18 protein-coding genes and 2 tRNA genes are annotated in these 22,457 nt (G+C 62.0%); 10 read left to right on the top strand and 10 right to left on the bottom strand.

What is annotated here, in order from left to right:
* Positions 1 to 213, top strand: a complete 213-nt coding sequence (locus V6M51_RS22760) for a hypothetical protein (RefSeq protein WP_332770516.1) — start codon at positions 1 to 3, stop codon at positions 211 to 213.
* Between the two features lie 415 nt (positions 214 to 628).
* On the opposite strand, the gene V6M51_RS22765 is transcribed toward V6M51_RS22760, so the two are convergent.
* On the bottom strand, positions 629 to 943 hold the full coding sequence (locus tag V6M51_RS22765; RefSeq protein ID WP_332770517.1) for a hypothetical protein: 315 nt from the start codon (positions 941 to 943) through the stop codon (positions 629 to 631).
* 146 nt (positions 944 to 1,089) lie between these two features.
* Entirely contained in the window at positions 1,090 to 5,637 is a 4,548-nt protein-coding gene (locus tag V6M51_RS22770) for a B12-binding domain-containing radical SAM protein (protein ID WP_332770518.1), read from the bottom strand.
* 226 nt (positions 5,638 to 5,863) lie between these two features.
* Between V6M51_RS22770 and V6M51_RS22775 the strand changes: the two genes are divergently transcribed.
* Positions 5,864 to 6,292 carry a hypothetical protein gene (locus V6M51_RS22775; RefSeq protein WP_332770519.1) on the top strand — a complete coding sequence of 143 codons (429 nt, stop codon included), beginning with the start codon at positions 5,864 to 5,866 and terminating at the stop codon, positions 6,290 to 6,292.
* On the opposite strand, the gene V6M51_RS22780 is transcribed toward V6M51_RS22775, so the two are convergent.
* Complete coding sequence (locus V6M51_RS22780; RefSeq protein WP_332770520.1) at positions 6,281 to 7,609, bottom strand: FAD-dependent thymidylate synthase; 1,329 nt, start codon at positions 7,607 to 7,609, stop codon at positions 6,281 to 6,283. The genes V6M51_RS22775 and V6M51_RS22780 overlap by 12 nt on opposite strands.
* Before the next feature lie 252 nt (positions 7,610 to 7,861).
* Here V6M51_RS22780 and V6M51_RS22785 point away from each other — a divergent pair, with 252 nt between their 5' ends.
* The 4 genes from V6M51_RS22785 to V6M51_RS22800 all read left to right on the top strand — a co-directional run bounded on the left by V6M51_RS22785 (position 7,862) and on the right by V6M51_RS22800 (position 13,335).
* On the top strand, positions 7,862 to 8,311 hold the full coding sequence (locus V6M51_RS22785) for a hypothetical protein (RefSeq protein ID WP_332770521.1): 450 nt from the start codon (positions 7,862 to 7,864) through the stop codon (positions 8,309 to 8,311).
* A gap of 208 nt (positions 8,312 to 8,519) precedes the next feature.
* Positions 8,520 to 10,259 carry a hypothetical protein gene (locus V6M51_RS22790; RefSeq protein WP_332770522.1) on the top strand — a complete coding sequence of 580 codons (1,740 nt, stop codon included), beginning with the start codon at positions 8,520 to 8,522 and terminating at the stop codon, positions 10,257 to 10,259.
* Between the two features lie 296 nt (positions 10,260 to 10,555).
* Positions 10,556 to 12,190, top strand: a complete 1,635-nt coding sequence (locus tag V6M51_RS22795) for an ATP-dependent nuclease (protein WP_332770523.1) — start codon at positions 10,556 to 10,558, stop codon at positions 12,188 to 12,190.
* Positions 12,187 to 13,335 (top strand): UvrD-helicase domain-containing protein, encoded by a 1,149-nt coding sequence (locus V6M51_RS22800; RefSeq protein ID WP_332770524.1) that lies wholly within the window; start codon positions 12,187 to 12,189, stop codon positions 13,333 to 13,335. The genes V6M51_RS22795 and V6M51_RS22800 overlap by 4 nt, the downstream gene beginning before the upstream one ends.
* A gap of 35 nt (positions 13,336 to 13,370) precedes the next feature.
* On the opposite strand, the gene V6M51_RS22805 is transcribed toward V6M51_RS22800, so the two are convergent.
* Positions 13,371 to 14,072: a hypothetical protein gene (locus tag V6M51_RS22805; protein ID WP_332770525.1), complete on the bottom strand. Its 702-nt coding sequence runs from the start codon at positions 14,070 to 14,072 to the stop codon at positions 13,371 to 13,373.
* 408 nt (positions 14,073 to 14,480) lie between these two features.
* Here V6M51_RS22805 and V6M51_RS22810 point away from each other — a divergent pair, with 408 nt between their 5' ends.
* The 3 genes from V6M51_RS22810 (at position 14,481) to V6M51_RS22820 (ending at position 15,239) form a co-directional block, all read left to right on the top strand.
* On the top strand, positions 14,481 to 14,966 hold the full coding sequence (locus V6M51_RS22810) for a helix-turn-helix domain-containing protein (protein WP_332770526.1): 486 nt from the start codon (positions 14,481 to 14,483) through the stop codon (positions 14,964 to 14,966).
* 11 nt (positions 14,967 to 14,977) lie between these two features.
* Positions 14,978 to 15,084, top strand: a tRNA-OTHER gene (locus V6M51_RS22815).
* 48 nt (positions 15,085 to 15,132) lie between these two features.
* A tRNA-OTHER gene (locus tag V6M51_RS22820) sits at positions 15,133 to 15,239 on the top strand.
* A gap of 365 nt (positions 15,240 to 15,604) precedes the next feature.
* Here the strand turns inward: V6M51_RS22820 and V6M51_RS22825 are convergent.
* Positions 15,605 to 15,865 carry a helix-turn-helix domain-containing protein gene (locus V6M51_RS22825; RefSeq protein WP_332770527.1) on the bottom strand — a complete coding sequence of 87 codons (261 nt, stop codon included), beginning with the start codon at positions 15,863 to 15,865 and terminating at the stop codon, positions 15,605 to 15,607.
* A 552-nt stretch (positions 15,866 to 16,417) separates the two neighbouring features.
* On the opposite strand from V6M51_RS22825, the gene V6M51_RS22830 reads away from it, so the two are divergent.
* The gene (locus tag V6M51_RS22830; RefSeq protein ID WP_332770528.1) at positions 16,418 to 16,669 is read left to right on the top strand and encodes a hypothetical protein; all 252 of its coding nucleotides are present in this window, start codon (positions 16,418 to 16,420) and stop codon (positions 16,667 to 16,669) included.
* Between the two features lie 207 nt (positions 16,670 to 16,876).
* Here V6M51_RS22830 and V6M51_RS22835 read toward each other — a convergent pair whose 3' ends face one another.
* The 5 genes from V6M51_RS22835 to V6M51_RS22850 form a co-directional block, all read right to left on the bottom strand.
* A complete protein-coding gene (locus V6M51_RS22835) occupies positions 16,877 to 17,314 on the bottom strand; it encodes a hypothetical protein (protein WP_332770529.1) in 438 nt (145 codons plus the stop codon).
* Between the two features lie 174 nt (positions 17,315 to 17,488).
* Entirely contained in the window at positions 17,489 to 17,971 is a 483-nt protein-coding gene (ruvC, locus tag V6M51_RS22840) for a crossover junction endodeoxyribonuclease RuvC (RefSeq protein WP_332770530.1), read from the bottom strand.
* 443 nt (positions 17,972 to 18,414) lie between these two features.
* Positions 18,415 to 19,155, bottom strand: coding sequence for a thioesterase II family protein (locus V6M51_RS22845; RefSeq protein WP_332770531.1), 741 nt, complete (start codon positions 19,153 to 19,155; stop codon positions 18,415 to 18,417).
* Positions 19,156 to 19,265: 110 nt separating this feature from the next.
* Positions 19,266 to 20,024 (bottom strand): 4'-phosphopantetheinyl transferase family protein, encoded by a 759-nt coding sequence (locus V6M51_RS23950; protein ID WP_442957875.1) that lies wholly within the window; start codon positions 20,022 to 20,024, stop codon positions 19,266 to 19,268.
* Positions 20,021 to 22,204 (bottom strand): outer membrane beta-barrel family protein, encoded by a 2,184-nt coding sequence (locus V6M51_RS22850; RefSeq protein WP_332770532.1) that lies wholly within the window; start codon positions 22,202 to 22,204, stop codon positions 20,021 to 20,023. Before V6M51_RS22850 ends, V6M51_RS23950 begins: the two co-directional genes overlap by 4 nt.
* Positions 22,205 to 22,457: the final 253 nt, after the last annotated feature.

Consider the following 22,457-nt stretch of genomic DNA (forward strand, 5'->3'; position numbering starts at 1 on the left):
ATGACTAAAATCAAAGGTCGGAACGATGGCCCGGGCGGGCGAAACGAGCACTACGATATTGGCAGCCGCAAGGATGTCCCACGGCGCAACGTAGTAGCTGAGATCAAACGCGGCGAGCATCCCGGGGCTCACGTCGTGACGGTCAATGGCCGGGAGTATGCCCGCGACAACCCAGATCGCTCCGTAGCAGATAACGTCAATCGCGAGGAATGACGCCGGTCGAAAGAGTGCGCGTCGAGATCCGCCCCTCAAAGGCATTTTGTGCGGGTTGAGGCCTTCGGTAGTGGACAGCTAGTCCATCTCAAAGACCATGGCATTCGCTTCCTCGGCATCCACAGCGGCCGGATTAACGCGGAGTCCGACTTGGGGATGGTATGGCGCGCAACGGCTGTGGCTGAACTGATCACACATATCGAGACTGTGGGTTTCGAGTAGGTCCGCCACCTGCCTTCTCGACACCTAGCCGGGTTCGCATCCCGGAGCGCATATGACTTCGGGGCGCGAGGTCTGATGGGCGCCAGGAGCTGACCTTGCCTCCCGGCCGGAAAGCGGACCCTACCCAAGGTCAGCTTGCGGGAAGGATAGCGACGCCTGGATCCTATCCGTTGCGGACGTTAACCTGTGCCTCTCAGCTCACCGCACACCTCATCGAAAAGGGTGAAATAGCTTCCCTGCAGCTCAGGTCTGCGAAGACTGAAAGCGGCGAGCGTAATTGGCAGCGAAAGGCCTGCCGCCAGCCTCTGGGCTTCCTCTTGGAAGGGAGCATACAGGTCGGCGGCGGCTCAAGGTCACCCGCATTTTTCATGCCGTAGTCGGCGACCCAAAGGCAGTAAATCAAGCGCTCCCGTGGGTTCAGTGAGGCGGGACCCGTTGCGGCCTTCTTCTCGATTACATCGTGACCGGTGTCGATCAGCCAGGTCTCGTTGTCGTGCTGCTCGCGCATAGTCGCCCCCGCCAACTGCTCGTTCGCGAAGCTCAGCCTAACGGCTCTACGTCCGCTTTCCACCCACAACAGGGTCCGGCGCGTCTGCTCTCCGACTTCAAGGCGACACCACGAGATGGGAGGTCCTGTTTAGTCTCACGCGAGCCTCAATACCCCTTCGACACGAGGTCGCGGTAGCTCTCGACCCAGGTCCGGCGCGCATAGAACTCCAGATAGGCGCGCCTGAGAAAGCGAAAGTAGACCTCCTTCTGCTCTTGGCCATCGAAGTACAGCCGCGCGAGATCGGTGTCATCGTGATAATCGCTATACTTGAACAGATTGGAGAACTTGAAGCCGAGTCCGTCGAGCGCTTGAAGGGCGTCGCGGTAGGATTCAGGGGGCTGACGCAGGCCCTCGCCGAACATGGCGGACCAACGCGTCGTGTCGCCGGGGTCTGGCAAGTTTCGCAAGTCGAACTGGAAGCGGCGGAAGCGGCGGTCGCCTTGGGAGGCCGACGGGGACTCGGTACTCAGGCTGCGGAAGTCCTTGTAGATCGCGAAATAGGCGAGATCGACTCCGGAGGAGAGCGCAAGGTCGAGTGTCTGTTCCGCCAGGGCTTCAGTGTCGTCCGGCCCGCCGATGATGAAATAGGCCTTGGAGGCGACCCCGACCGCTCGAAGCCGCTCGACCCACCTGGCGATCTCCGCATTTGTAGCCCCCCCCTTCCCTCCCTTCAGCTTTCGGCGCAGATCTTCGTTTCCATGTTCCACGCCGAAGGCCAGTAGAACGCAGCCGCTCTCTGCGACGTCCTCCAGGAAGCGCGGATCGCCCCCTGCATAGGCGATCAAATCCTCCAGCCGAAGAAGGCCCCGCCAGGTAAAGGCGTCGCGCTCGCCGGCATGCTGTTCACGCTGCCGCTTCAACCCCGCGAGGAAGTGTCCGGTCCAAGCGCGCCGCGCTCGGATCTCTCCCGCGGCCAAGCCCGGAGCGGCGAGCGGCGGGAAGACATTGTCGTCGATAAACTGCGCATGCCGCGCCCCGTCCGGGCCGCATACCCACGCGACCTCCTCGAGCACTCGCTCAGCGCCACGCCTGACTTCGCGCGGTCCCGCGAGGATCGCCTCGGTGCAGAACGTACATTTCCAGTCGCAGCCCTTAGACATCGTGAAATGGGCTTCGTGAGAGGTGCCGTTGCGAGTGAGCGCTGGTTCATACGTCTTGCCGTTGGGCGAGCGAAAGACCTGCCGATCCACCAGAGGAAATTCGTCCCACTGCGACTGATAGGCCTGTGCGGCGCGCGCGCGGCGGCCGCCGGCGCCGCGCAGCTGAGTGGCCAAGTCTGCGGTGCTGAGCACGCCTGCTGCTACCGGAGACGCGCCGGTGCGCCATGCCTGCACGATTGCGGCGAGCCCCCCCTCGCCCGGTCCCTCGACCAGGAAATCAAAGGGAACCTTGGAGGCGAGCAGCTTGCCGGGAGACAAGGTGGCGGCGTGACCGCCGAAGACCACACAGGGCCGAGTTTTTTTCGGCGTCGACTGGCGGGCTAGGAGCGCGGCAAGCGCGCAGGCCGACTCCACTGTGGAGAACACCGTGGAGAGACCCACAACGTCAAAGTGCGCGGCATGCTGCACGACATCAACGAGACTCCGTTGGTATCGGTGTGCGTCCAGGACCTCGACATAATGGCCGAGGGCCGCGAGCATCGCGGCGATTTGACCAAGGCCCAGCGACGGCGAGCCCTCCTCGACCACGGCGTCACCCCCGGAGTCCAAGGGCCAGGTAATCGGCGGCAGGATCAGAAGTACGCGTGCGACGCGGGCGCGAAGGCGCTCGAGCCGGCCTTGAAGCTCAGGATGTCGCGCGACGCTCTCGTCGAACAGGAGTGGTCTAAAGTCTAGCGCCGCGATGGAGGGGAAGCACATTCCCTCGACTCGTGGCTGTTCGGGCTCGGCGTCCTCATGAACCGCGAGGAACGCATCTAGGATTTCCCGTTCCAGCCAATAGTGAGGTCCTGCAGCCCGAACGGCGGTCGCGATCTCCTGCCGGAAGTACGCGATCCGCGCATACGCAGCTGGAGAGGTCTGGCTGAACAGGCCGGGCACCAAGCCGCCGTTCAGGGTCAGATGAAGGGTAGCCCATCGGATTCCGAGGTCAGCGTCGGTGGCGAGCGCGCGCAGGACAGCGGCTCGCCAGTTGCGGGGTAGATGCGACAGCACATCGAGTAGAATCTGCCTGTGATCGTCTCGCCATGCCTTCTGGCCCGGCCCCGTCGGGGCGTTCTCGTCCGCGGTAGAGTCGCCGCCAAGCTCGCCCTCCAGCGCTCGCATGGCCACGTAGCTTCGCAGATAGGTCGCGGCTCCGTCCGGCAGTCGGTCGAGCGCCTCGTCAGGCGACGTTTCGCAATGGACCATCAGTCCAAGAAGTTCAGATCGGAGCGCTGCCTCGCAGCTCTCAAGCTCGACCTCAAGTGTGGACTGGTCTCCTAGGCGCGACAAGGTCTCGAGCCAGGCGGGCTCAGCATCTCCGATGTGAGCCAGGACGCGCGCAGCTGTGATTGAGGCGGCTCGCGCCGCGTCGGCGCAGGTGTCCGTCGGGTCCAGAAACAAGGCCAGGGCAGCCCTCGTCCATGGCGTCTCACTGCGAAGCGCGTATTGGACGGCGCTAGCGAGCAGGAAGGGGCTGGTGCGGATTCTTGCCGCGAGTTCGGGAGGCGGGGCAGCCGGTCCCACTCTGCTGGAGACCTCGAACCAGCAGGCCAGCCAGCGCCAGATCACATCGTCTAGCCATGCGGGTGCGGCCGCAGTCTGGGCCGCTAGTGCTCGCGCCAGTTTCTGGAGAACGTCCGCCGCTCGGTCAGCATGGTGAGTCCGCAGCGCCGGCGCCGCATTCCGGAAGGCGTTCAGCCGGGTGCAGGCCTCGGTCCAGTCCTGCGCACGCATGTTCCAGCTGGCGATCTGTTCCAACCTTCGCAGGACACCGCTTTCGGCATAGTGGGGGCTTGTCTGCGCTAGCCGGCCGCTGATCTTGCCCGCGTGCTTTCGCTCCAACCAATCGAGGCTGCGCGAGAGCGTGTCGATGTACTCGGGATCGAAGAACTTCGCGTCGCGCCGGCCTGATCGGATCTCGCGCTCCAGCCGGGTCGCAGTATGGTCGACCCCGAGGTTTCCTGGCGGCAGCACCTCTGGCGCCAGGTCGCTGAGCGCGTCAACCTGCTGCCGAAGGATATCAGTGGCCCGCTGAGCGTCTCCCGCTCCCGGGGTGGGCAGCAGCCTCACCTCGATGCTTGTCTTGTCGAATAGGGCTTGCGCTCGACCGCGTCGGCCGACGTCTCGGAGCAGCTGCGCCATGCGCGCGCCGGAGGAAGCGTTACCGATTAGGGTCAGCCGCGCCAAATGCCCGCCTGCGCCTTGAAGGCGGCGAGCGCTTTCGAGTAGACGAGTCTCGAGATCCTCCGGGGCGGCGAAGATGAACCCGTAGGGCGAGTCGTCCGCCGATGCGTCTTGCGGATGAGCGATCTTCAGCAGCGCCGAGACGTAGTCGCGCAACTCGCTACGGAAGGCGGCCAGCATGAGGTGCCGATTGGCGCGCCACACTTCATGATGCTTGCGGAACGCATTCTGGTGAATCTTCAGTCGGCTGGACAGGATATCCGCGAGGTCGGACTCGTCGTTGGCGGGCTCACGGAAGGGGTTGTCCGGCGTCACGATGCGACCCGGCAGAGCGCCAACGGTTCGGACATGGCGGTATAGGAGTTTGGCGAGCTCTCCCAGCGATCCACCACCGTAAAAGAACGTCGAATCCCGCTCCACGGGGTCGATTTCGAAGGCCTTCAGCTCGGATGGTGTGATGAAGGGGCTGACGATGTCGTGCTCGGGGCCCGCATACTCCACTAAGAAGGGCCGGACGGGCTTCACGACCAGCCTTTCGTCCGGCCCAATGAGGGTCGTGAACAGGTCGTCCTTCTCGACAAATGTTACGCACGGGGGGCCGGAGAAAAGGCGTCGGTGCGAGTAGTCGGTGTAGGTGTCGTTGCAGATTTCGACCGTAGCAAAGAACCGGCTGTTCAAGGCCACCGCTTGAGCTGGCAACACGTTCGCGTCGACCTTGACGCCCTCCGCCAGCAGGATCGGCCGTCCACGGCCTTTGGGGTTGGTATCGTCGGAGGCGTATAGAACACGGCCGACCCCGCAAGCGCAGAGGATGTTCGCGCAGCTCGGATTGGCCTCATAGAGGCCGCAGGGCTCCAGCGAGGAGAGCATGATGAAGCCCTTGGCGGCGGCCAGCTGCAGCATCTGTTCGCCCGCCCGGCGGAAATGGTCCTCAAAGACCTCGCGTTGGCCGGTCCGCAGCCAAATCTTGTCCTGATAGGCTTGCTCGATGGCACGTACGGTCTGCGCCCCACCAGCGAACGCTTTCAAGGCTTCGAGAATCGCTTCCGGCTCTGAATGCCGTTCGCCGGCCGTACGCTTGCGATAGGCACCAAGCAGACGATAGTCGCTGGTGAACAGGGCCGCTCCGACATAAGGGTCATCGAAAGGGTCCGGCCGGCTCGTGCCCTCCTGCTCGGCGAAGCGCGTATACTCAAGCAGCTTTGCCATAAGCGCGCGCTCGAAGGCCGCATTGCGCTCGCTCGGCGTTGACGCCAACTCGGCCGCTGCCAGCTCTCTGAAATCATCCGTGGGAGACATGCCGCACCCGTGCCGCGCGGCGGTCACGCGGTCATTCTGCTAAAGGTCTAGCGTACGACGCCCGCCCTAGAGTCGCAGCGGGATCAGATCCAAAGTTGAGCGGGTGTCAACTGCGCGCCAAATGTGTATCGTCGCGGCGGCGGTAGAGAACCTGGCCGAGGCGCGGAAAGGCGGATGCGGAACCGCAATGTTCGCGCTAGAAGCAGCTCCGCCTGAGGGGATCGCAATAGCTCGATGGAGCTGGTCTAAACTTATGAACGCCCCGCAAGAACTTCAACTGGTCCAGATGCTCGGCAGGGAACTCGCGGCGCATGGCAACGCGTCGGTCGCCTATCTAACGGCCGAATTCCAACCGTTCTCGAACGCGCAGCGGCCGGACCTGATTTTCGTGCCGGCATCCGGCGGCCGCAAAGGACAGACGGCGGTCGTTGAACTGAAAATGGAAGCGATGCCGCGATCAACCGGACGCAGCTTCCTCAACCTGCTGGAGCACAAGGAGTTTTGCGAAGAGGCACTCGAGCGCACAATCTATTGTTACGCTTTCGTGACCAACCAACCGGTACCGGAACTCTCGGTCGCTCAACTCGCGCGAGGAGGCGTGCACATTGTGCGCGTCGAGGAGGACCTCACGGCGCTCGCCGCCTCGCTTCTGCAGCTCTTTGAGGTGGGCTCAAGCAGCTGAACGAGCATCGGAGAAGCGGTCCACGATATCTTGGTCGCCGCGCCGCCAGTTCATCTCGTCAGGAGATTCGTCGAGGTACAGCGCCATGTCAGGGTGCTGGGCCCGCAAGGTCCGACCCATCGCCCAGGCGATTTCGCGCAGCGTGGCATGTACGGTCTTACCCGAGCGGAGCTCGGCGACATATACCATCTGCGGCAAGTCGTAGTTGAGCTCGACCTGCACGCGCATGCCCAGCGGCTGGAAGTATTGCAAATCGACCTCGGGGACACCCTCTGCCCGCAAGGCGTCGATAGCGGCCGCCTGCAGCCGTAGCAGTTCTAATGCCTCGTCTTGAAGAGCGGGCGGCAGCTGTTCGATGTACCACGGATGGATTCCGAGCTGGTCCGTCAGCAGGGGCATTGCGCACAGTCCGCCCCTATGTCGTTGCAGGTCGCGAAAGGAGCCGAAGTCCAAGGTGAAGCGACAGACATAGCGGCCATAGCGGCCGAGGGACTTCGGTAGCGACGCTTTGCGCGGGCGGCTCCGGAGAAGGTCGCCCGCTTCGCGGTGAAGCCGCGCAGCGTCCACCTGGGCGTCGCAATCGAAGGCAAGGCCTCGGGATGGGTCGGGGGCAATGTAGGCTTCGGCAGTGCCCGCGCGCTTCAAGTAGGCGAGTTCCTCCTCGGAAACCACATGTCCGAAGCTATTCGGATAGCGCTCGCGAAGGACCTCAATGCAGTGAGTGCCGACCGTCTGGACTTCCGCCAGCGGGTGGCTCGCCAAACGCAGGCTATGTTCCTGGGCTTGGCGAAGATTGGTGCTCCAGGCGGTCTGCGACGTCACGCCCGCGGGCAGGAAACCTCGGACGATATCGAAGGCCCGCGCAGCGATGGCTTTCGACCAGGTCGACGCCCCCACGCCCACCGGGCGGACGAGTGTATCCGAAAGTGCGGCGCGGAGCTGTGGTTCGGCGGCGGCGTAGAATGCGATCCAGCGATTGAGGATGGCTTGTGACGCTGCGGTTCCTAGGGGATCCACGACAGGTCGCCGCGAGAAATCGATATACCGCGTAGACGTCTCCTGTCCCGAGAACAGGGGATTGTCTTGAACCGCTTTGCAAGCCAGGAGCGACACGTCTTCGACGAAGAGCGTAGTATAGCCGCAGTCACCGATCGAGGCGTGGCCATAGCCTACGTAATAACTCGCCATGAACTTGTCGGCCCCGCGTTCACGCACGCGCTCTAGGTGATCCAGCGCGCTAGCGTCCGAGCGACTGTAGAGTGCCTGGAGCATAGCCGACGCTTCTGGGGGTAGATCGTCGTTGACGAAAACGCGCATGCGGATTCTCGGGGGTTTGCAAACTCGGTTGGCGTATTGTGTCGGTGATTCGCTTGAGTTGCGGAGTGCCGCGGCAAGGTCCAAGCGATTCCGTTGTGGACGGTCTGCGCCAACACCGGAAATTGACGCCTCGCCGATGAGCGGACGTTAAGCGGACAACCATGGAAGGCTAGCCTGCGATAGTCCGAAACATCAGCGTTAGCCCGCGGTTCGGTGATCGTAGCTCGACCCGACTCACCTCAACCTAGTCGGATGGCTGACAACCAAGCCGAGCTATTCAAGCTGCACCGCGCCGGGCAGGACAAGTACGCCTACTTCCTTCTTGCTGCTGCCGGCGCTGCGATTGCATTTGCGCTAAGCCAGACAAAGGGAGCCGCGCTCGCGATACCCCAGATCCCGTTGGGCCTAGCTGTCGCCTTGTGGGGCGCAAGCTTCTATTCTGGCTGCCAGCATCTCCACTACGTCGACAGTTCGCTCTTCACGAACGCTGATCTCATTAGGGTGGAGAGCGGCGCGCATCCGCTCACGGGCCGCCACCCTCAGGCCATGCAGATTGGATCAGAAACTCTCCGCCAAATAATCGACGATCAGGGAAGAGAGTCTCAGCGATGGGCGCGCGCCCAGTTCCGCCTGCTGATCTCGGGTGCCCTCTTCTACATGGGATGGCATGTGCTTGAGATGTACCTCCGCACCAGCGCATAGCGCCAGTAGCGGACCTTCGGACAGGCGCCGGAAGCGGACGTTCTCACGCGCTCGCAGGCTGCATTCCATCGAACTCATGTTGCCATACACGTAGGCCGCTATCGCGCCCAAAACGCTCGCGCGAGTGGTCGTGCCACCAAATTACTGTTAAGCTTGATCTATGGCGCTACTTCCGGTCCCGGCCTTTCGCCCCTACTTGGCTCCACTGTTGCTGCGCAGTGTCGATGGTCGCGCCGACGAGGCGTTTCTAACCCGGCTGCGCGAAGAGGTTCGTGACATCATCGAACCGCCGCTCGGCGGTCCTCGGACCGTGCTAGCGGCATTCGAGGACGAGCGCGGAGAGTTAAGGTCCTACGTGGTCGAGTATCGCGCGCAGAGCGCCCCAGCGTGGGCGCCCGCAGGTCGTCACATCGACGTCAGCCATCAACTGCTCAGCATTTCGGTCAAAGGCGATCTAGCGGCGATCTGCGCTTCGGAAACCTCTCTGCGGGACAAGCTGCGCCGCTTGCTAACCGATCGCTCTGTCACTCGGGCCGAAATCGAAGCTGCCTTTGTCGGGGACCAAGCCCGGGCCTTGTGGTTGACCGGGATCCATACCTCGACCGACGCGAAGGCCGACGCCAAGACATTGATGGGCAACGCGTTAGAGTACGCGATCGACCCACTCGGCGACCAAAGCTACGCCTTCACGGCAGTGCGCAGCCGGGTCGCGCTGACCCTCGGTAGCGGCCGCAACGATCCGACCATCGGCGCGGCACCCGACGACGGGCGGCTATGGCTGTACCGCCCAGCCGATTGGGCAAGTTACGCTGCCGATGTCGAAAGTCTGATCGACGCGGTGGGGGCCCCGACCGGAACTGCAACGCCGTTCCCGATGCTGGCGACCCACGTGACAGACCTCGCCTCCGTGCGCGATGCCTATGCGGTGACGATTGTTCCGGCGGAGCTGATGCAGGACGACGTCGATCCCCAACTGCACGACCTGGCCGTTCGGTGGGCCTACGCAAGCACCTTCACCGTGACCCCAGGGGCCGGAGCGGCCCTAACTGCAGCGGTCGAGATAGATGACGTGGTTCTAGGCGATCTCGTCATCACACCGGCCATAAACGGTGACAAAGTGGACTTAAGATACAGGTGGTCGCCGTTGCCGGCACCCGCCGCGGCGCCCCTTCGCAACGAGTTGGACGAGGTCCTCGGCTCCCACGATTGGCTGAAGGTCTACTACGATAGCAGCCACACGATCGCGCGCGGACGCTGCTACATCTCCGCCTATCGCGACCAATGGTTCCCCAATTGGCGCTTTGTGGACCTGACCGGATACAACATCCAAAAGGAAAAGCCGGCGCTGTCCGGCGGTCGTGACCTCGCCGCATCGATCGGCCAACTGCAAGCCAGCGGCGCGCCCGACGACAGCCTTTTCGCCTACTGCCTGCAGCTCTTCGGTGGCAGCGGGCATTTGGCCTGCGATGACGGGTCGATGGAGTTGGCCGACTTCGTCCACATCGCCGACGACGACACCGTAACGCTTATTCACGCCAAGGCCGCGCATTCCGGATCCGCCAACCGCGAAGCTTCCACTTCGCCTTATGAGGTCGTCACCGGGCAAGCGATCAAGAATCTCCGGCATCTGGACCGCACCGTACTGGCCACGGCGCTCCAACGGAGCGCGCCCCACGCGATCGCGGCAGGGACCTGGGAGAATGGCAACCAGGTGGCTGACCGAACCGGCATAATCGCACGGGCTACTGCTCTGCCGACCGGCCACCCGCGGCGCGTGGTCATCCTCCAGCCGCACCTGACTCAAACCGAACACGACGCCTGCCAGGCAGCTGCAGTGGGCCCGGCCCGGTTGCACCGGATGAAGCAGCTGAACACACTGATGCTGGCCGCCCGGTTGTCAGCTAACGCCGTGGGTTCGGAAATCGAGGTCTGGGGTGCCCTACCCTGACCCTTGTCTGAGCTGACCTGAAGCGGGAGCCTTCACCCATGCCTTCAAGGCTCGCTCACTTCGCGTCTCGCTTGAGGATTAAGACCTCCGACTTCAGCGGGTTTGCGCCAGTTGCGGAAGTTCAGGCACCGCCGGATTCAAGACGTTCACAGCGGGCTGGGCAATCGAGACAATCGCGATCGAGCCGAGCAGGCTGGGTCGTAGTGTTTTGGAGCCTTGCCGGCCGGTGCAGTGGTAGTCTCACCTACTGCGAACGCGGGTGCAGCGTTTCACGAACTGAACATCGAGGGGCGCGCGTGAAGATCGCCAAGGTAAAGATCACCAACTTCAAGTGCTACGAGGAGACGTTTTCTCTCTCGCTCAACGACGCCCTGAATGTGATCGTCGGCGCCAACGAGTCCGGTAAGACCACGATCTTGGAGGCGATTCACCTGGCCCTCACAGGCATGCTCCACGGCCGGCCGCTCAAGAACGACCTGACCAGCTACCTTTTCAATCTGGCCGCCCAGCAGAAGTACGTCGCAAGCCTGAAGACCGGGTCACCCCTGCCGCCGCCGGCAATCACTATCGAGCTGTTCTTCTCGGGAGACTCGAGCGAACTGGCTGAGCTGGAGGGCGACGGGAACTCCGAGAAGATCAAGGCCACCAGCGTGGTCTATCGCGTCGAATTCGACGAGGAGAACTACAAGGGCCCCTACGAAGCGCTCGTGGCGGCCGGCGAGCTGACCTCCATCCCGGTGGAGTACTACACCGCGACCATGCGGTCGTTTGCGCGCAAGGGGATCACGTCGCGCAACATCCCGATCAAGTCCGCCCTGATCGATTCATCCAGCGCCCGGCTGCAGAACGGCTCTGACGTCTACGTCTCGCGGATCATCCGCGACGTGCTGGAGGAGACCGAGCGCGCGTCGATCTCGCAGGCGCACCGAAAGCTGAAAGAGGCCTTCGTCGAGGACAAGAACCTGCAGCTGATCAACGAGCGGATCACCAAGGCCGCGAAGATCAGTCAGAAGTCGGTCAGCATCTCGGTCGATCTGTCCTCCCAGACCGCCTGGGAGAGCAGTCTGATGACCTACATCGACTTCATCCCCTTTCAGTACATCGGCAAGGGCGAGCAGTGCGTCATCAAAACCAAGCTCGCCCTCAGCACCAAGAAGAACGCCGAGGCCACGGCCATCCTGCTGGAAGAGCCAGAAAACCATCTGTCGCACGCGCGTCTCAACGAACTGATCGCCGATCTGACCGCCCAGCACGGCGAGAAGCAGATCATCATCTCGACCCACAGCAGCTTCGTGGCCAACAAGCTCGGCCTCGACCATCTGATCGTGCTGCGCGAGGGCAAGGTGGTCCGGATTTCGGAACTGCAGGCCAGCGATTTCTTCAAGAAACTGGCGGGGTACGACACCCTGCGCCTGGCATTGGCCAAGAAGGCGATCCTGGTTGAAGGCGACTCCGACGAGCTCGTGGTCCAGCGGGCTTACATGGACGCCAACGGCGGGCGTCTTCCCATTCAGGACGGTATCGACGTCATCTCGGTCGGGACCGCCTTCCTGCGCTTCCTGGAGCTGGCCCGGGCATTGAAAATCTCCGTGGCCGTCGTCACCGACAACGACGGTGATCCCACCGCCCTCCACAAGAAGTACGCCGAGTTCAAGGGCGACGCTTCGATCAGGATTTGTTTCGACCCCGACGTCGACACCGGAGAGCTGAAGGTCAAAGACAAAGTCTTCAACTACAACACCCTTGAACCCAAGATCCTGAAGGCGAACAGCCTGGCGACGCTCAACACGGTGCTCAACGCGTCGGCAAAGACGGACGACGAGCTTCGCCTCCATATGCGCGCCAACAAGACCGAGTGCGCGTTAGCCATCTTCAGTTCGAAGACGGCGATCACCTATCCGGACTACATCGCCCGAGCGATCGCGCCGTGATCGGCGAGAACAGGCTCGTCATCGCGGCGGCTGGCTCCGGCAAGACCACTTACCTCGTTGAGGAGGCACTGAAGATCAAGGACCAGCGGGTTCTGATTACCACCTACACCGACTCCAACGAGGCGGAGATCCGCCAGAAGTTCTTCGACGTCGTTGGCCACGTCCCGACGAACGTCGTGATCATGACCTGGTTCAGTCTGCTGATCACCCATGGGGTGAAGCCGTTTCAGGGCGCCGTGTTCGACTTTCCGGTCAAAGGCATGGTCCTGGTCCAGGCCCAGTCAGCCATTCGCTACATCAATAGTCAGGGCATCGGGGTGCCTTGGCCCGACGATGACATCGCCCGGCATTTCTTCGATGGCCGCGGACAGGTTTTCTCGGACAAGCTGTCGAAGCTGGTGATCCGGTGCGACGAACAGAGCGGCGGCGCGGTCTTCGATAGACTTAGCCGCGTTTTCCCCCACGTTTTCGTCGACGAGGTCCAGGACCTCGCCGGCTATGATCTCGACATCCTGGAGGCGCTGGCGCGTAGCCCTGTCCGCTTGCTGATGGTCGGCGATCCCCGCCAAGTGACCTACCTGACCCACAACGAGCGCCGCCTCGCAAAATACGCCAACGGCGGCATCGCCGACTTCCTGCGGACGCTGCCCAAAAAGCTCAAGATCGAGGTCGACTATTCGAGCCTGAACCGCTCGCACCGCAACAGCGCGGCCATTTGCGCGGTGTCGTCCCGCCTATTCCCCGGGTTTGCCGCCACCCAGGCCTGCGAGTGCGCCTCGTGCCGTCGTCCTCCCCCCGCCAGCGCCGGCGTCTTCATCTTGAGGATTTCGGACTACGCCCACTACCTGGCAACCGTCAGACCCGTGCAGCTGCGAGACAAGATCACCAGCAACGGGGTCGACCCTTCGTCGCCGGCGGTGAACTTCGGAGAATCCAAAGGTCGTGGGTTCGACCACGTCGTCATCCTGCCGACAGGCCCTATGAAGAAATGGCTCGCCGATCCGGACAGCGACCTGGCGGCGCAGAGCCGCGCCAAATTCTACGTCGCCCTCACCCGCGCGAGGCACAGCGTGGCTGTAGCTATGGACTGGAAGTCAGCAGTCCTGCCGGAGGGCTTTGCGTTCTACGAGCGTCCTGCAACCTAAGTCGGAAATACGCCCCGCAAGCGGTGCCCGAGTCGCTAGGGCTGCTGGCGCCAGAACTGTGTGCTGTAGTTGTTCAGCCCCCGCGAATGAGAGTCGACCGTCGCCTTGAACGTGCCGGGGATCGCGGCGCCATCTCCGCCGTCTCGGAAGAAGTCTCTCACGGAGTAGAGCGCCCCGCGCATCAGGTGCTCCCACGTCAGGTACCGCTGATGCTGCAGCTCCTGTTCCTGCTTGGCGGCGCTCGGCTTCCGCTTCGGCGCCGGCTTGGTGTAGTCTGGGCGGGTGTCGACCTCATGGGTGAAGGTGATGCTGCCGTAGGCCCATGCGTCGTCGGCCGACCGACGCCACCGGTAGTTCACCTTCACGCTCAGCGCCTTGCTGAATCGGTAAGGCGGCGCGATCAGGTCATCGACGACGAACAGCTCTGCATCTTTGCGCTCGGTCTCCAGCCGCCGCTTCATGCCGTCGACGGCGTGCGCCAAGTCGGATCCCGCCGATCGAAGGTCGCGCCTAGTCTCCTCGCGTTTGCGCGCCGCCTTCGCCGCCCGGTGTTGTCCCAGGGCCTGTCCGAAAGCCTGTAGGCGGCCGGCGACGCAGGGGCCGCAATTCCGGAGAAGCCCAGGGATCGCGCCTGACTGTTCAGACCGGAGCGCCTGGTCGATCAATCGATCCAACTCGCGCGTGTCGACCGCATCGAGGGCGGTCTGTTGGTCGTGTGGGATGTTGATTTCGCCCATCGTGGAGTTCTCATACCGGGGCTCAGGAATCGGCGCCGCCAAGGCGATCTTGGCACGAAGCCCCGTTCTGCAAGCTGGCGCGGCGTCGGGCGGCCTTCGGCGGGTGGATTTGGAGGCCCGAACGCGGTAGAACCTCAATTATTGTCGCTTTTTTGCGACACCCCCCAGGCACCGCGGCCTCCCCAGGGGGGCGCTAGTGTCTAGCCGCCGGCGACACCATGGTCGCCCAGGGGGCGGCCCGGGGGCCCTACGAAACAGATGGCCGTCCATTCTGCATTCCGGCCATCCTGCATTCCGCCCCTATCATGCCTATGACCCATAGAGGGGGCGACCGGCGCGCCTCCCCCTAAAAGTTGCAGGCGGGGCGGCGGCGCCTCATATCGGCTTCAACAAATTGGAGCCGCCGCCATGAGCGCGAAAGAAGAAGACAAAGCCGCCGAGGCCGAGTTGCGCACGAACGAGAAGAAGTGGACCAAGCCGCTGGTCGAAGCGGGCTGGACCTTCTTTCCGAGCGTCATCGTCGAGAACCAGCGGCAGCTTGGTCTCGACGCCATCGACATCAACATCATCCTCCACCTGGCGTCGAAGTGGTGGAAGGCCGAGGGCAAGCCGCACCCGTCCAAGGGTACGATCGCCCTGGCAATGAACGTCGACCCCCGCACCATCCAGCGCCGCATCGCCAAGATGGAAGGCGCCGGCTTCATCCGCCGCGAGGAGCGCCGCGAGTCCAAGACCGGCAGCAAGACCAACGTCTATCACCTCGAAGGCCTGATCGAGGCGGTCACGCCCTTCGCCGAGGAAAAGATCGCCGAGATCGCCGAGAAGAAGGAGATCGCCAAGATCAAGGCCACGCGGAAGGGCGCGCCGAAGCCCAAGCTGAAGCTGGTCACCTAGGAGCCCCCCATCGCGGCGTAGCTCAGCTGGATAGAGCCCCTGTTTTCGACATGCGCTGGTTGGTCGCTCGACCGCGTCATGGGCAGGGAGGTCGCGGGTTCGAGTCCCGCCGCCGCGAGCCAATTTGCAGTCGACGGGGAGGGCCCAGCCCTCCCCTCCAAAAGATCGCGGCGTAGCTCAGCCGGATAGAGCTCCTGTTTTCGACATGCACTGGTCGGTCGCACGCCAGATGTATGGGCAGGAAGGTCGCGGGTTCAAGTCCCGCCGTCGCGCGCCAATTCTTGCCAGCCCAACCTTTGGGGCAGGCGCGACATCCAGGGGCGGTGGCACTCCCATGGAAGCAACGCAGAACTTGAAAGTGGAGCGGAGGTCATCTCCTCAGCTCCATCAGTGCGCCCGAGCCGACACCAACAACCGGATCTTCGCAACGTCGCCTACGAGTCAGGAGTTCACGTTGATGGCCGGTGCCTGGCGTAATGCCGCATAGCGGACCTTCTGAACTTCCCCTTGGAGCCCAAAGCCGACCCACACTCGCTGATATTTGGTCACCGGCTCCCCGCCGCTGGCGGGCCGTCGGGCGAAGCATCGACGCACACGTCCCGTGCGCACCTACTCCGAACAGGGCCGCCGCGTCCCGGCTAAACTTGGAGGTCCGCCGGCAAGTCGCCGTCGATCCGAGCGACAAACTCAGATGGGCTCAGGCCGATCGCTCGGGCGATGGCGATGAACTCCAACAGGTCCAGCCGGCGCTCCAGGCGCTCAATCTTGTTGAGCCAGGACGGATGCTTGCCAAGGCGGCGCGCGAGCTCGCGCTGGCCAACGCCCTGTCCCTCGCGAGCGGCGATTAGCTGGTCGATGATGACGCGGTACGCGGCTGAGCTGACCCAACTTCGCTCCATGGAAGCCGCCCCCTCTCGGCTCCCATGGACTGCGCTGGTTTTTTGCCGTTCCCATTTTAGGAACATGCGGGCATACTAGGGATCATTGAGGGCCCGAAAACGCCTCGACCTTCCCGCCAATCCACCCAACTAGGAGTGCAACGCGTTGCCCGGCGCCTCGAAGTATCTCACCGCGAACGAACTCGTAGAGCTCCTGGATCACTCGGTTTCCACGAAGACCTTGGCGAACTGGCGATGCGACGCGCGTGAGCCAGGTCCGCGATTTCTTCGTTTCGGAAACCGGATTCGCTATCCGCGGTCAGAGGCGGAGAGGTGGATCGAAGGCCGACTTCACGGATCCACAATCGAGTACGCCGCCTCAAGGGACGACGATCGTTCCGCTCGGGCGAAGGAGGTGGAGGAACGTGCGGCGCTGGAAGCGAAGCGAGAAGCGCTGAGGCAGGAATTGGCCGTTCTGGAGCGGCAGTTGGATGAGACATCAGGTGCGACGCCGACGCCAAGGAGTGGGCGCGGCAGACCGCCGACAGACAAGCGCGGGAAGTAGGATGATCCATGGTCTACATCGAGCATGACGGGGCGCTGTTTCGCGGCTTCGCAGAGGGCTTCCCCCAAGAGGTCTGGAGCAGGAAGACGGGCGCATGGACGCACTACCCGCTCATTGGCTTCAAACCGGTCGAATGGGGCAGCGTGATCAGCGAAACGGAGGCGCAAAGGATTATGAACTCAGACGTGATTCCAGCACGATTGCCATCTGATCAGCGTCCGGCGGCGCTCGCGCAAATGGCAGCCCGAGAGTTAGGCTGACCGAGAAACGCATCATTTCCAGCTTGGGAAGCTGAGGACGCCGCCCAAGACACCGTCCGCAACAATTCTGCCCGTGATCTGCATTCGGCGAAGGTGACCACGTCACTTCCAATCGGCCCTGACCCAGCCCCTCGCCGAGATCCTCCGCTGGCAGCGCTAAGGGCCAGCCGCGCGATTGCGGCGTAGCGCCGGCCCAGCCAAAACTCGTCAGGATTTGGATGTGGAACCGTTGTCCGGCGGAGTCTCTAATTCAACATCATCTCGCTCAATCCGCCCCCCGGCCTTCTTGACGCGGGCATTCCAACCTCTGGGCTCCGACGACTTCAACACCGTCAGCGTACAAGGATGCAGTACAGCGGTGAGCTTGTAGGCGTCCCGAGGTTCACCGAGGTAAGGTTTGGTCAAGGCATAGATTTTTATTCCCTCAAGGATGAGATTGCCACGCTCATCCTTGACGCGAGGCGCTTTCATTCTGATATCATAGCCGAGAGGCGACTTCCCAAATCGCTTGTCTACCAGAGCCCCGAACGCGTCGTTCTGCTCCTGAATGTTACGCGTACATGTAGGGGTCGGGTTTGGCGTTGTCTCGCAAGCCGCTAGCGACACAGCCAGGCCCAATGCGGCAAATGACACCAGAAATCGCATCGAGGCCTCCAGCTTAATGAGCCGGCAGCAAAGGCGAACCGGCCTTCACAACCAGTGCGTCAATCGCAAACGACATGCAAGTGGAGAGCGCTGGCCAGCTCCCTCGCGAGTTCGACCTCGCTACATCCACGCCCAGCCGAGGCGCGCGGCTCGTTCGCTACTCCGGACCGGCGCCTATCTTCTGACGGCCGCGCTTCGAGAGTGGGCGTGAGTGATGGCGACCGCCAAGGCATCAGCCTCATCCGTTTGCGTCACGCCGGCGAGCGGCAGTAGGCGGCGAATCATAAAGACTATCTGTGACTTGTCGGCCGCGCCCGTGCCGACAATCGCTTTCTTCACCATTCTGGCTGCGTACTCGTAGACTGGAAGTCCAAGCTTCGCCGGTGCGATCATTGCGGCTGCGCGAGCATGTCCGAGCTTGAGCGTTGAGGAGGCGTTCGTGCTTACGAAAGTCTCCTCGATCGCAGCTTCCTGCGGCACGTACCGCGTCACGAACTTCGACGTCTCCTCAAACAGGCATAACAAGCGATCGGAGAACGGAAGCCTATCTGAGGGCGCTATGACACCGCTCGCGACGTAGGACAAACGCAGGCCGTCCGTGTCAATTATCCCCCAGCCGGTACGGCGAAGACCGGGATCCAGTCCGATAATGCGCATCAACGCCTCGCAAGGATTCCGTTTTTGTTCTAGAAGTCGTAAGCATGGTTGGCCAACGAAGCCAATCCCATTAGTCGAGATGCACCTGGATAATTGGCGTGGATCTGATGGTCGCGAAGGTACAGATCAAGAATCTCTTGCCTCGCGCCTGCCGAGAGGTCGTGGCGCTGCGCCTCTGCTGGCGGAAGGAGTCGAGATGATGCGGGAGCCGGTCGACAAGCGTAAGGCTATGATCGCCTTGCTCCGATCAATGCAGAATCCAGATCGAGGACCGATGCTGAACGCCCGCCTGGAAGAGGCCGTCCAAAATCTCAGAAAGACGTCGGAAGATCCGGCGGCGTCCGACAAGTGTCGCCGCCAGCCCCTTCGGCGACGGGTGGAACTCCGAGCGGGCGGCTTCGCACGCAAGAGACCGTCATAGCGCCCGTATTTTCTTGGTGAAGCTAGTGTCCGCGAAACGACGCCGCCACATCTTCGTTGAGCGCCACGACGAAATTCTTGTAGGAACCCTTGAAGTAAAAGTGTCCACCGCCGAAAATGCGCGCCTTAACGCCGCCACCCGTTAGAGATGACCACTGCGCAATATTTTCCTCAGAAAAGCTTTCGTCTTCATCTCCGTAATATAGATGAATTGGACAAGGTAGAACCCTTTCGCGTACATTTTTGTATGTAGCACATGCGAGCGAATCGCTTCGCAGTATGGGCGCAAGATATTTTAAGGCGTCTATGTCTTCTATTACGTCGTCCGGAACCCCGCCCATACGCCTTAGCTCTTCGACTAGATCCTCATCGCCCATTTCGTGGAGATAAGGAGGCTTCGAGGCCGCCTGGGGAGGTCTCTGACAGGACAGTATGACGGCGGCTATGTGCTGATCGCGGACCCCCGCCAGCCGACTAGCGGCCTCATACGCGACAAACGCGCCCATGCTGTGCCCGAACAACACGGTAGGTATGCTCACATCGCGGGAAATGACCTCGGCGAACTCCGTCCCCAAAGTTTGAATATCGGAAACGAACGCCTCCGACGGGCGCGTCAGTCGCCCGGGGTAGTCAAAACCAAGACATTCAACGCGAGCCGGAAGAGTGTTCGCTATCCCATAGTAGGCGTAGCAGCTTGAGCCCGCATATGGGGCGAATATTACCCTGCCGATAGGCGCGCCATCAGCAGGTTTGAGCAATTCCATTTTTGACTCCACAGAGTGCCCGCTGATCTTGCATACTTGTACAGAGGTTTCGCTAGGCGAACTCACGCCGACACTTCAACCGATCGGAATACTATCATGTATTTCAGACGCTATTGTACAGAGTACGCCGTAACGGAGAGCTCGATTCCGGCGGCCCATCGCCCAGTGCTTCGCAGTTCAGGATCCAAACGCGTCAATCCATTTCGCGTATAGACTTGAAATGACCCTGAAGATTGAGCGCTATTCGCCTCGATGTGAAGCACAGCGTCCAGAAAATCGATCCGCTCACGAATGAGTGGGAAGTAGCATTTGTAGAAAGATTCCTTTGCGCTAAAGCCTATTGTCGGCCAGTGCACACCAGAAATATTCGGTAATTTGGAGATGTGCTCCAATTCTTCTTGCGAGAATAATATACTATATAATTCGGGAGACACGCCTCCCGTGACTTCCACATCGATCCCAACCCCCATCCAGTCCGCCACATTTGCAGTGACGGCGCAGCACAGCTTCTCGCAGTGTGAGATACTTCCAACGTAGCCCCGAGGCCAGCATGGCTCACGGCCTTCGCCCACTAGGATCGGCGATCGAGGGCAGCCCAGTTGCGCCAGCGCGTGACGGGCGGCCGCCCGGCCCCCCACGAATTCTCTTCTGCGTGCCGGAACCGCCTTCTCCACAAACGCCAATTCCTCGGCGTAAACTAAGTCGCTCTCTACACTTTCCGATGCGATCCCGACCGCGGCTCTTTCGGGTGCAACGGATGTGACTAGCCGATGCAGCGCTGAAATCGGTTCCATGCTTGCCGTTTGGCTCGGCGCGCTGGCGACCGGCGGCGCGACCGGCGCCTGGGTGGACGGGAGGCGGAACGTCATGGTGTGGCTGGAGCGCCGGCGCCATATTCGAAGCCGGTTTCGCGCCTGGGTCCCGGGCCGCCGAAACGATAGTCCAGACGCAGGAGGACGGCTCGGGTCACGGCCTCGTTGGTCACGCTCCCGCGGAGCGTGGGTGTCTCGAAAATCCGACGGGCCCGGCTTGTTGCGAAGAGATCCTGCACCGAAAGAACAGCCGTGACACGGTCGTTGAACTTGTGACGCCACCCAAAATTCACCGTCCAGGTGGGCTCGGTATAGCCCTGCGCCACCAATCTCTTTCCCGTGGCGACAAGGTTGATTTGCACAAGGTCATCCGGCGAGGCCTGGTAGTCGAAATTCGCGCGGCCTGACATTGTGAAGGCTGACCGTTTTCCGCCGACGCCGAGGTTCGCCGTATCGAGTTCGCGCCATTGCGCATTGACGCTGGCGCTGTAGGTGAGCTGCGACGTCAGTCGTCTATTTGCGACGAGTTCCAAGCCCGTCGTACGGCTCTCGCCGAACGCGCGGTAGGTGTACTGAAAGACGCCATTCCCCAGGTCCTGGACGACGGACCCGAAATCGCCATCGATCTGGCGGCGATACAGTGTTGCAAGATGATAGGTCTGGCCTTGACGCATCTCGTAACCCACCTCGACGGAGCGCGTGTCAATGGCCTGCAGCGTCGGATCGCCTTGCTGCAAGGTCTTTGGATTCGCATAGATGGGAAAAGGATTGAGCAGCGCCGGCGGCGGGCGTTGCACACGCTCGCTATAGCTGGCTGTGAGCTGGCGAAGATCATCGAGCCGGTAGCTCAGATGCAAGCTTGGATATACGTCGAAGTATCGAGTGTCGTACCGTCGGCCTAGAGTGCGCTGATGGAGGTTGGTGCGAACGCTCTCGAGGCGAAGACCCGCTTGAACCTCAAGATCGCCGATGGGCCGCTCGTAGGTTGTGTAGGCCGAATTAATGGTCTGCCGGAATGCGAAGTCGTTGCTCACGAGCGGATCGGGCGCTAGCGAGTCCGGCGCTGGGCCGCGGGCCACGCGATACCCGTAGTCGTTGTTCTCGCGCCTCAGCTCGTAGCCGGACTTCAGCACCGCATCGCCCGACATGGGGCGGGAATAGGCGACCCTAAGATCGGCACGACGCAATGAGGGAGCGCTCAACACCGTCTCAAAGGGATCATCAGTAGGCGGGACCGAGCGAATAGCGGTTGCGACCGTGCGGTCCAGGTGCGTTGATTTGTTGCCGATCAGATCTACCGACAATACATGATCGTCGCCTGGGAAACGGCGACGAATTCCAGCCGAAAGGGTTGCATTCCGCGCTATATAGCGCCGCGAAGCGAGTTGGCTCAGGAACTCATCCGGCTCCACGCCCGCGCTATCGTCCACGAAGTCGTTGAAGGATGTTACGTGGCGCAACGCCTCACTATATTGGCCTTGCGCCGTTAGGTGCGTCATCGGGCTTAACGTGTAGTCGAGCGAGAGCTGGGCTGACGGCCCGCGGATGAGGCTGCTCGCGGTCGTGCCAACGATGCTCTTAAAAATACTGGCGCCTGTCGGATCCGGCGCAGTACGGATTTCGCTGACGGTTGATTTCGCGTTCTGGTGGTTGCCTGACACACTTCCCGAGAGGGACACCGTCTTTGTGTTGTAGCCGAAGCTCACGCCGACTCGTTTTAGCCCCGCGCTACCTGCCGTGACATAGGTCGAGCCTGTCAGCCCCCCTCCCCGGCTCTTCTTGGTGATTAGGTTGATGATGCCGGCCGAACCGCTGGGATCCAGCGCTGCAGAGGGGTTTGTGATCACCTCGACGCGCTCGATCTGGTCCGCGGGAAGCTGCTGCAACGCTTCTGCGCGGCCAGGGCCAGCAAAGGTGTTGGATGGTTTTCCGTCAACCAGAATCGTAACGCTAGGGTCCCCTCTCAACGTTAGGCCACCTTGCAGGTCCACTTCGACCGACGGTACGTTTCGAAGCGCATCGGCTATGGATCCGGACACGGTGCCGAGATCCTTCGTGATGTCGTAGCTTCGTCGGTCGATCGATGTTTGCAGCCCGCTGGTGGGAGCCATCACCGTCACCCCTTCAACGGCCAAACCGTCCTCAGGCGCGTGGTTCGGCGCAGGGCGCTGCTGCGCAGAGCCGCTGCCCTGGTCGGAGGGACCGGAAACACCGGATGCCCCAGGCGTTTGAGCCAATCCAATCTCCGGCGCGACTGTCAATGTGAGCGCTATAAGCCACAACCCAGAGCCTTCCAACACGCCCCCACTGCGCTCAATCATACCTAGTCCGCGGCGGGGCCTTGGAACGCCAACCATCGGGTCTATGGCCGCCTCGCGCGGCTATTAATGCATACCTATCGCATAGCGGGCAAGAGATCGCGCGCTTACGTTTTGGTTGACTGTCGCGCATCATCGCTGACGTATAGGGAGATCGGCACCGCGCGATCGC

The organism is Phenylobacterium sp., from assembly GCF_036677185.1.
Classification (GTDB): domain Bacteria; phylum Pseudomonadota; class Alphaproteobacteria; order Caulobacterales; family Caulobacteraceae; genus Phenylobacterium.

Excerpts from the sequence above, each read along its gene's own strand:
- V6M51_RS22760 (WP_332770516.1), top strand. The coding sequence starts at position 1 with ATGACTAAAATCAAAGGTCGGAACGATGGCCCGGGCGGGCGAAACGAG.
- V6M51_RS22765 (WP_332770517.1), bottom strand. The coding sequence starts at position 943 with ATGCGCGAGCAGCACGACAACGAGACCTGGCTGATCGACACCGGTCAC.
- V6M51_RS22775 (WP_332770519.1), top strand. The coding sequence starts at position 5,864 with ATGAACGCCCCGCAAGAACTTCAACTGGTCCAGATGCTCGGCAGGGAA.
- V6M51_RS22780 (WP_332770520.1), bottom strand. The coding sequence starts at position 7,609 with ATGCGCGTTTTCGTCAACGACGATCTACCCCCAGAAGCGTCGGCTATG.
- V6M51_RS22785 (WP_332770521.1), top strand. The coding sequence starts at position 7,862 with ATGGCTGACAACCAAGCCGAGCTATTCAAGCTGCACCGCGCCGGGCAG.
- V6M51_RS22805 (WP_332770525.1), bottom strand. The coding sequence starts at position 14,072 with ATGGGCGAAATCAACATCCCACACGACCAACAGACCGCCCTCGATGCG.
- V6M51_RS22810 (WP_332770526.1), top strand. The coding sequence starts at position 14,481 with ATGAGCGCGAAAGAAGAAGACAAAGCCGCCGAGGCCGAGTTGCGCACG.
- V6M51_RS22825 (WP_332770527.1), bottom strand. The coding sequence starts at position 15,865 with ATGGAGCGAAGTTGGGTCAGCTCAGCCGCGTACCGCGTCATCATCGAC.
- V6M51_RS22830 (WP_332770528.1), top strand. The coding sequence starts at position 16,418 with ATGGTCTACATCGAGCATGACGGGGCGCTGTTTCGCGGCTTCGCAGAG.
- V6M51_RS22835 (WP_332770529.1), bottom strand. The coding sequence starts at position 17,314 with ATGCGATTTCTGGTGTCATTTGCCGCATTGGGCCTGGCTGTGTCGCTA.
- ruvC (WP_332770530.1), bottom strand. The coding sequence starts at position 17,971 with ATGCGCATTATCGGACTGGATCCCGGTCTTCGCCGTACCGGCTGGGGG.
- V6M51_RS22845 (WP_332770531.1), bottom strand. The coding sequence starts at position 19,155 with ATGGAATTGCTCAAACCTGCTGATGGCGCGCCTATCGGCAGGGTAATA.
- V6M51_RS23950 (WP_442957875.1), bottom strand. The coding sequence starts at position 20,024 with ATGACGTTCCGCCTCCCGTCCACCCAGGCGCCGGTCGCGCCGCCGGTC.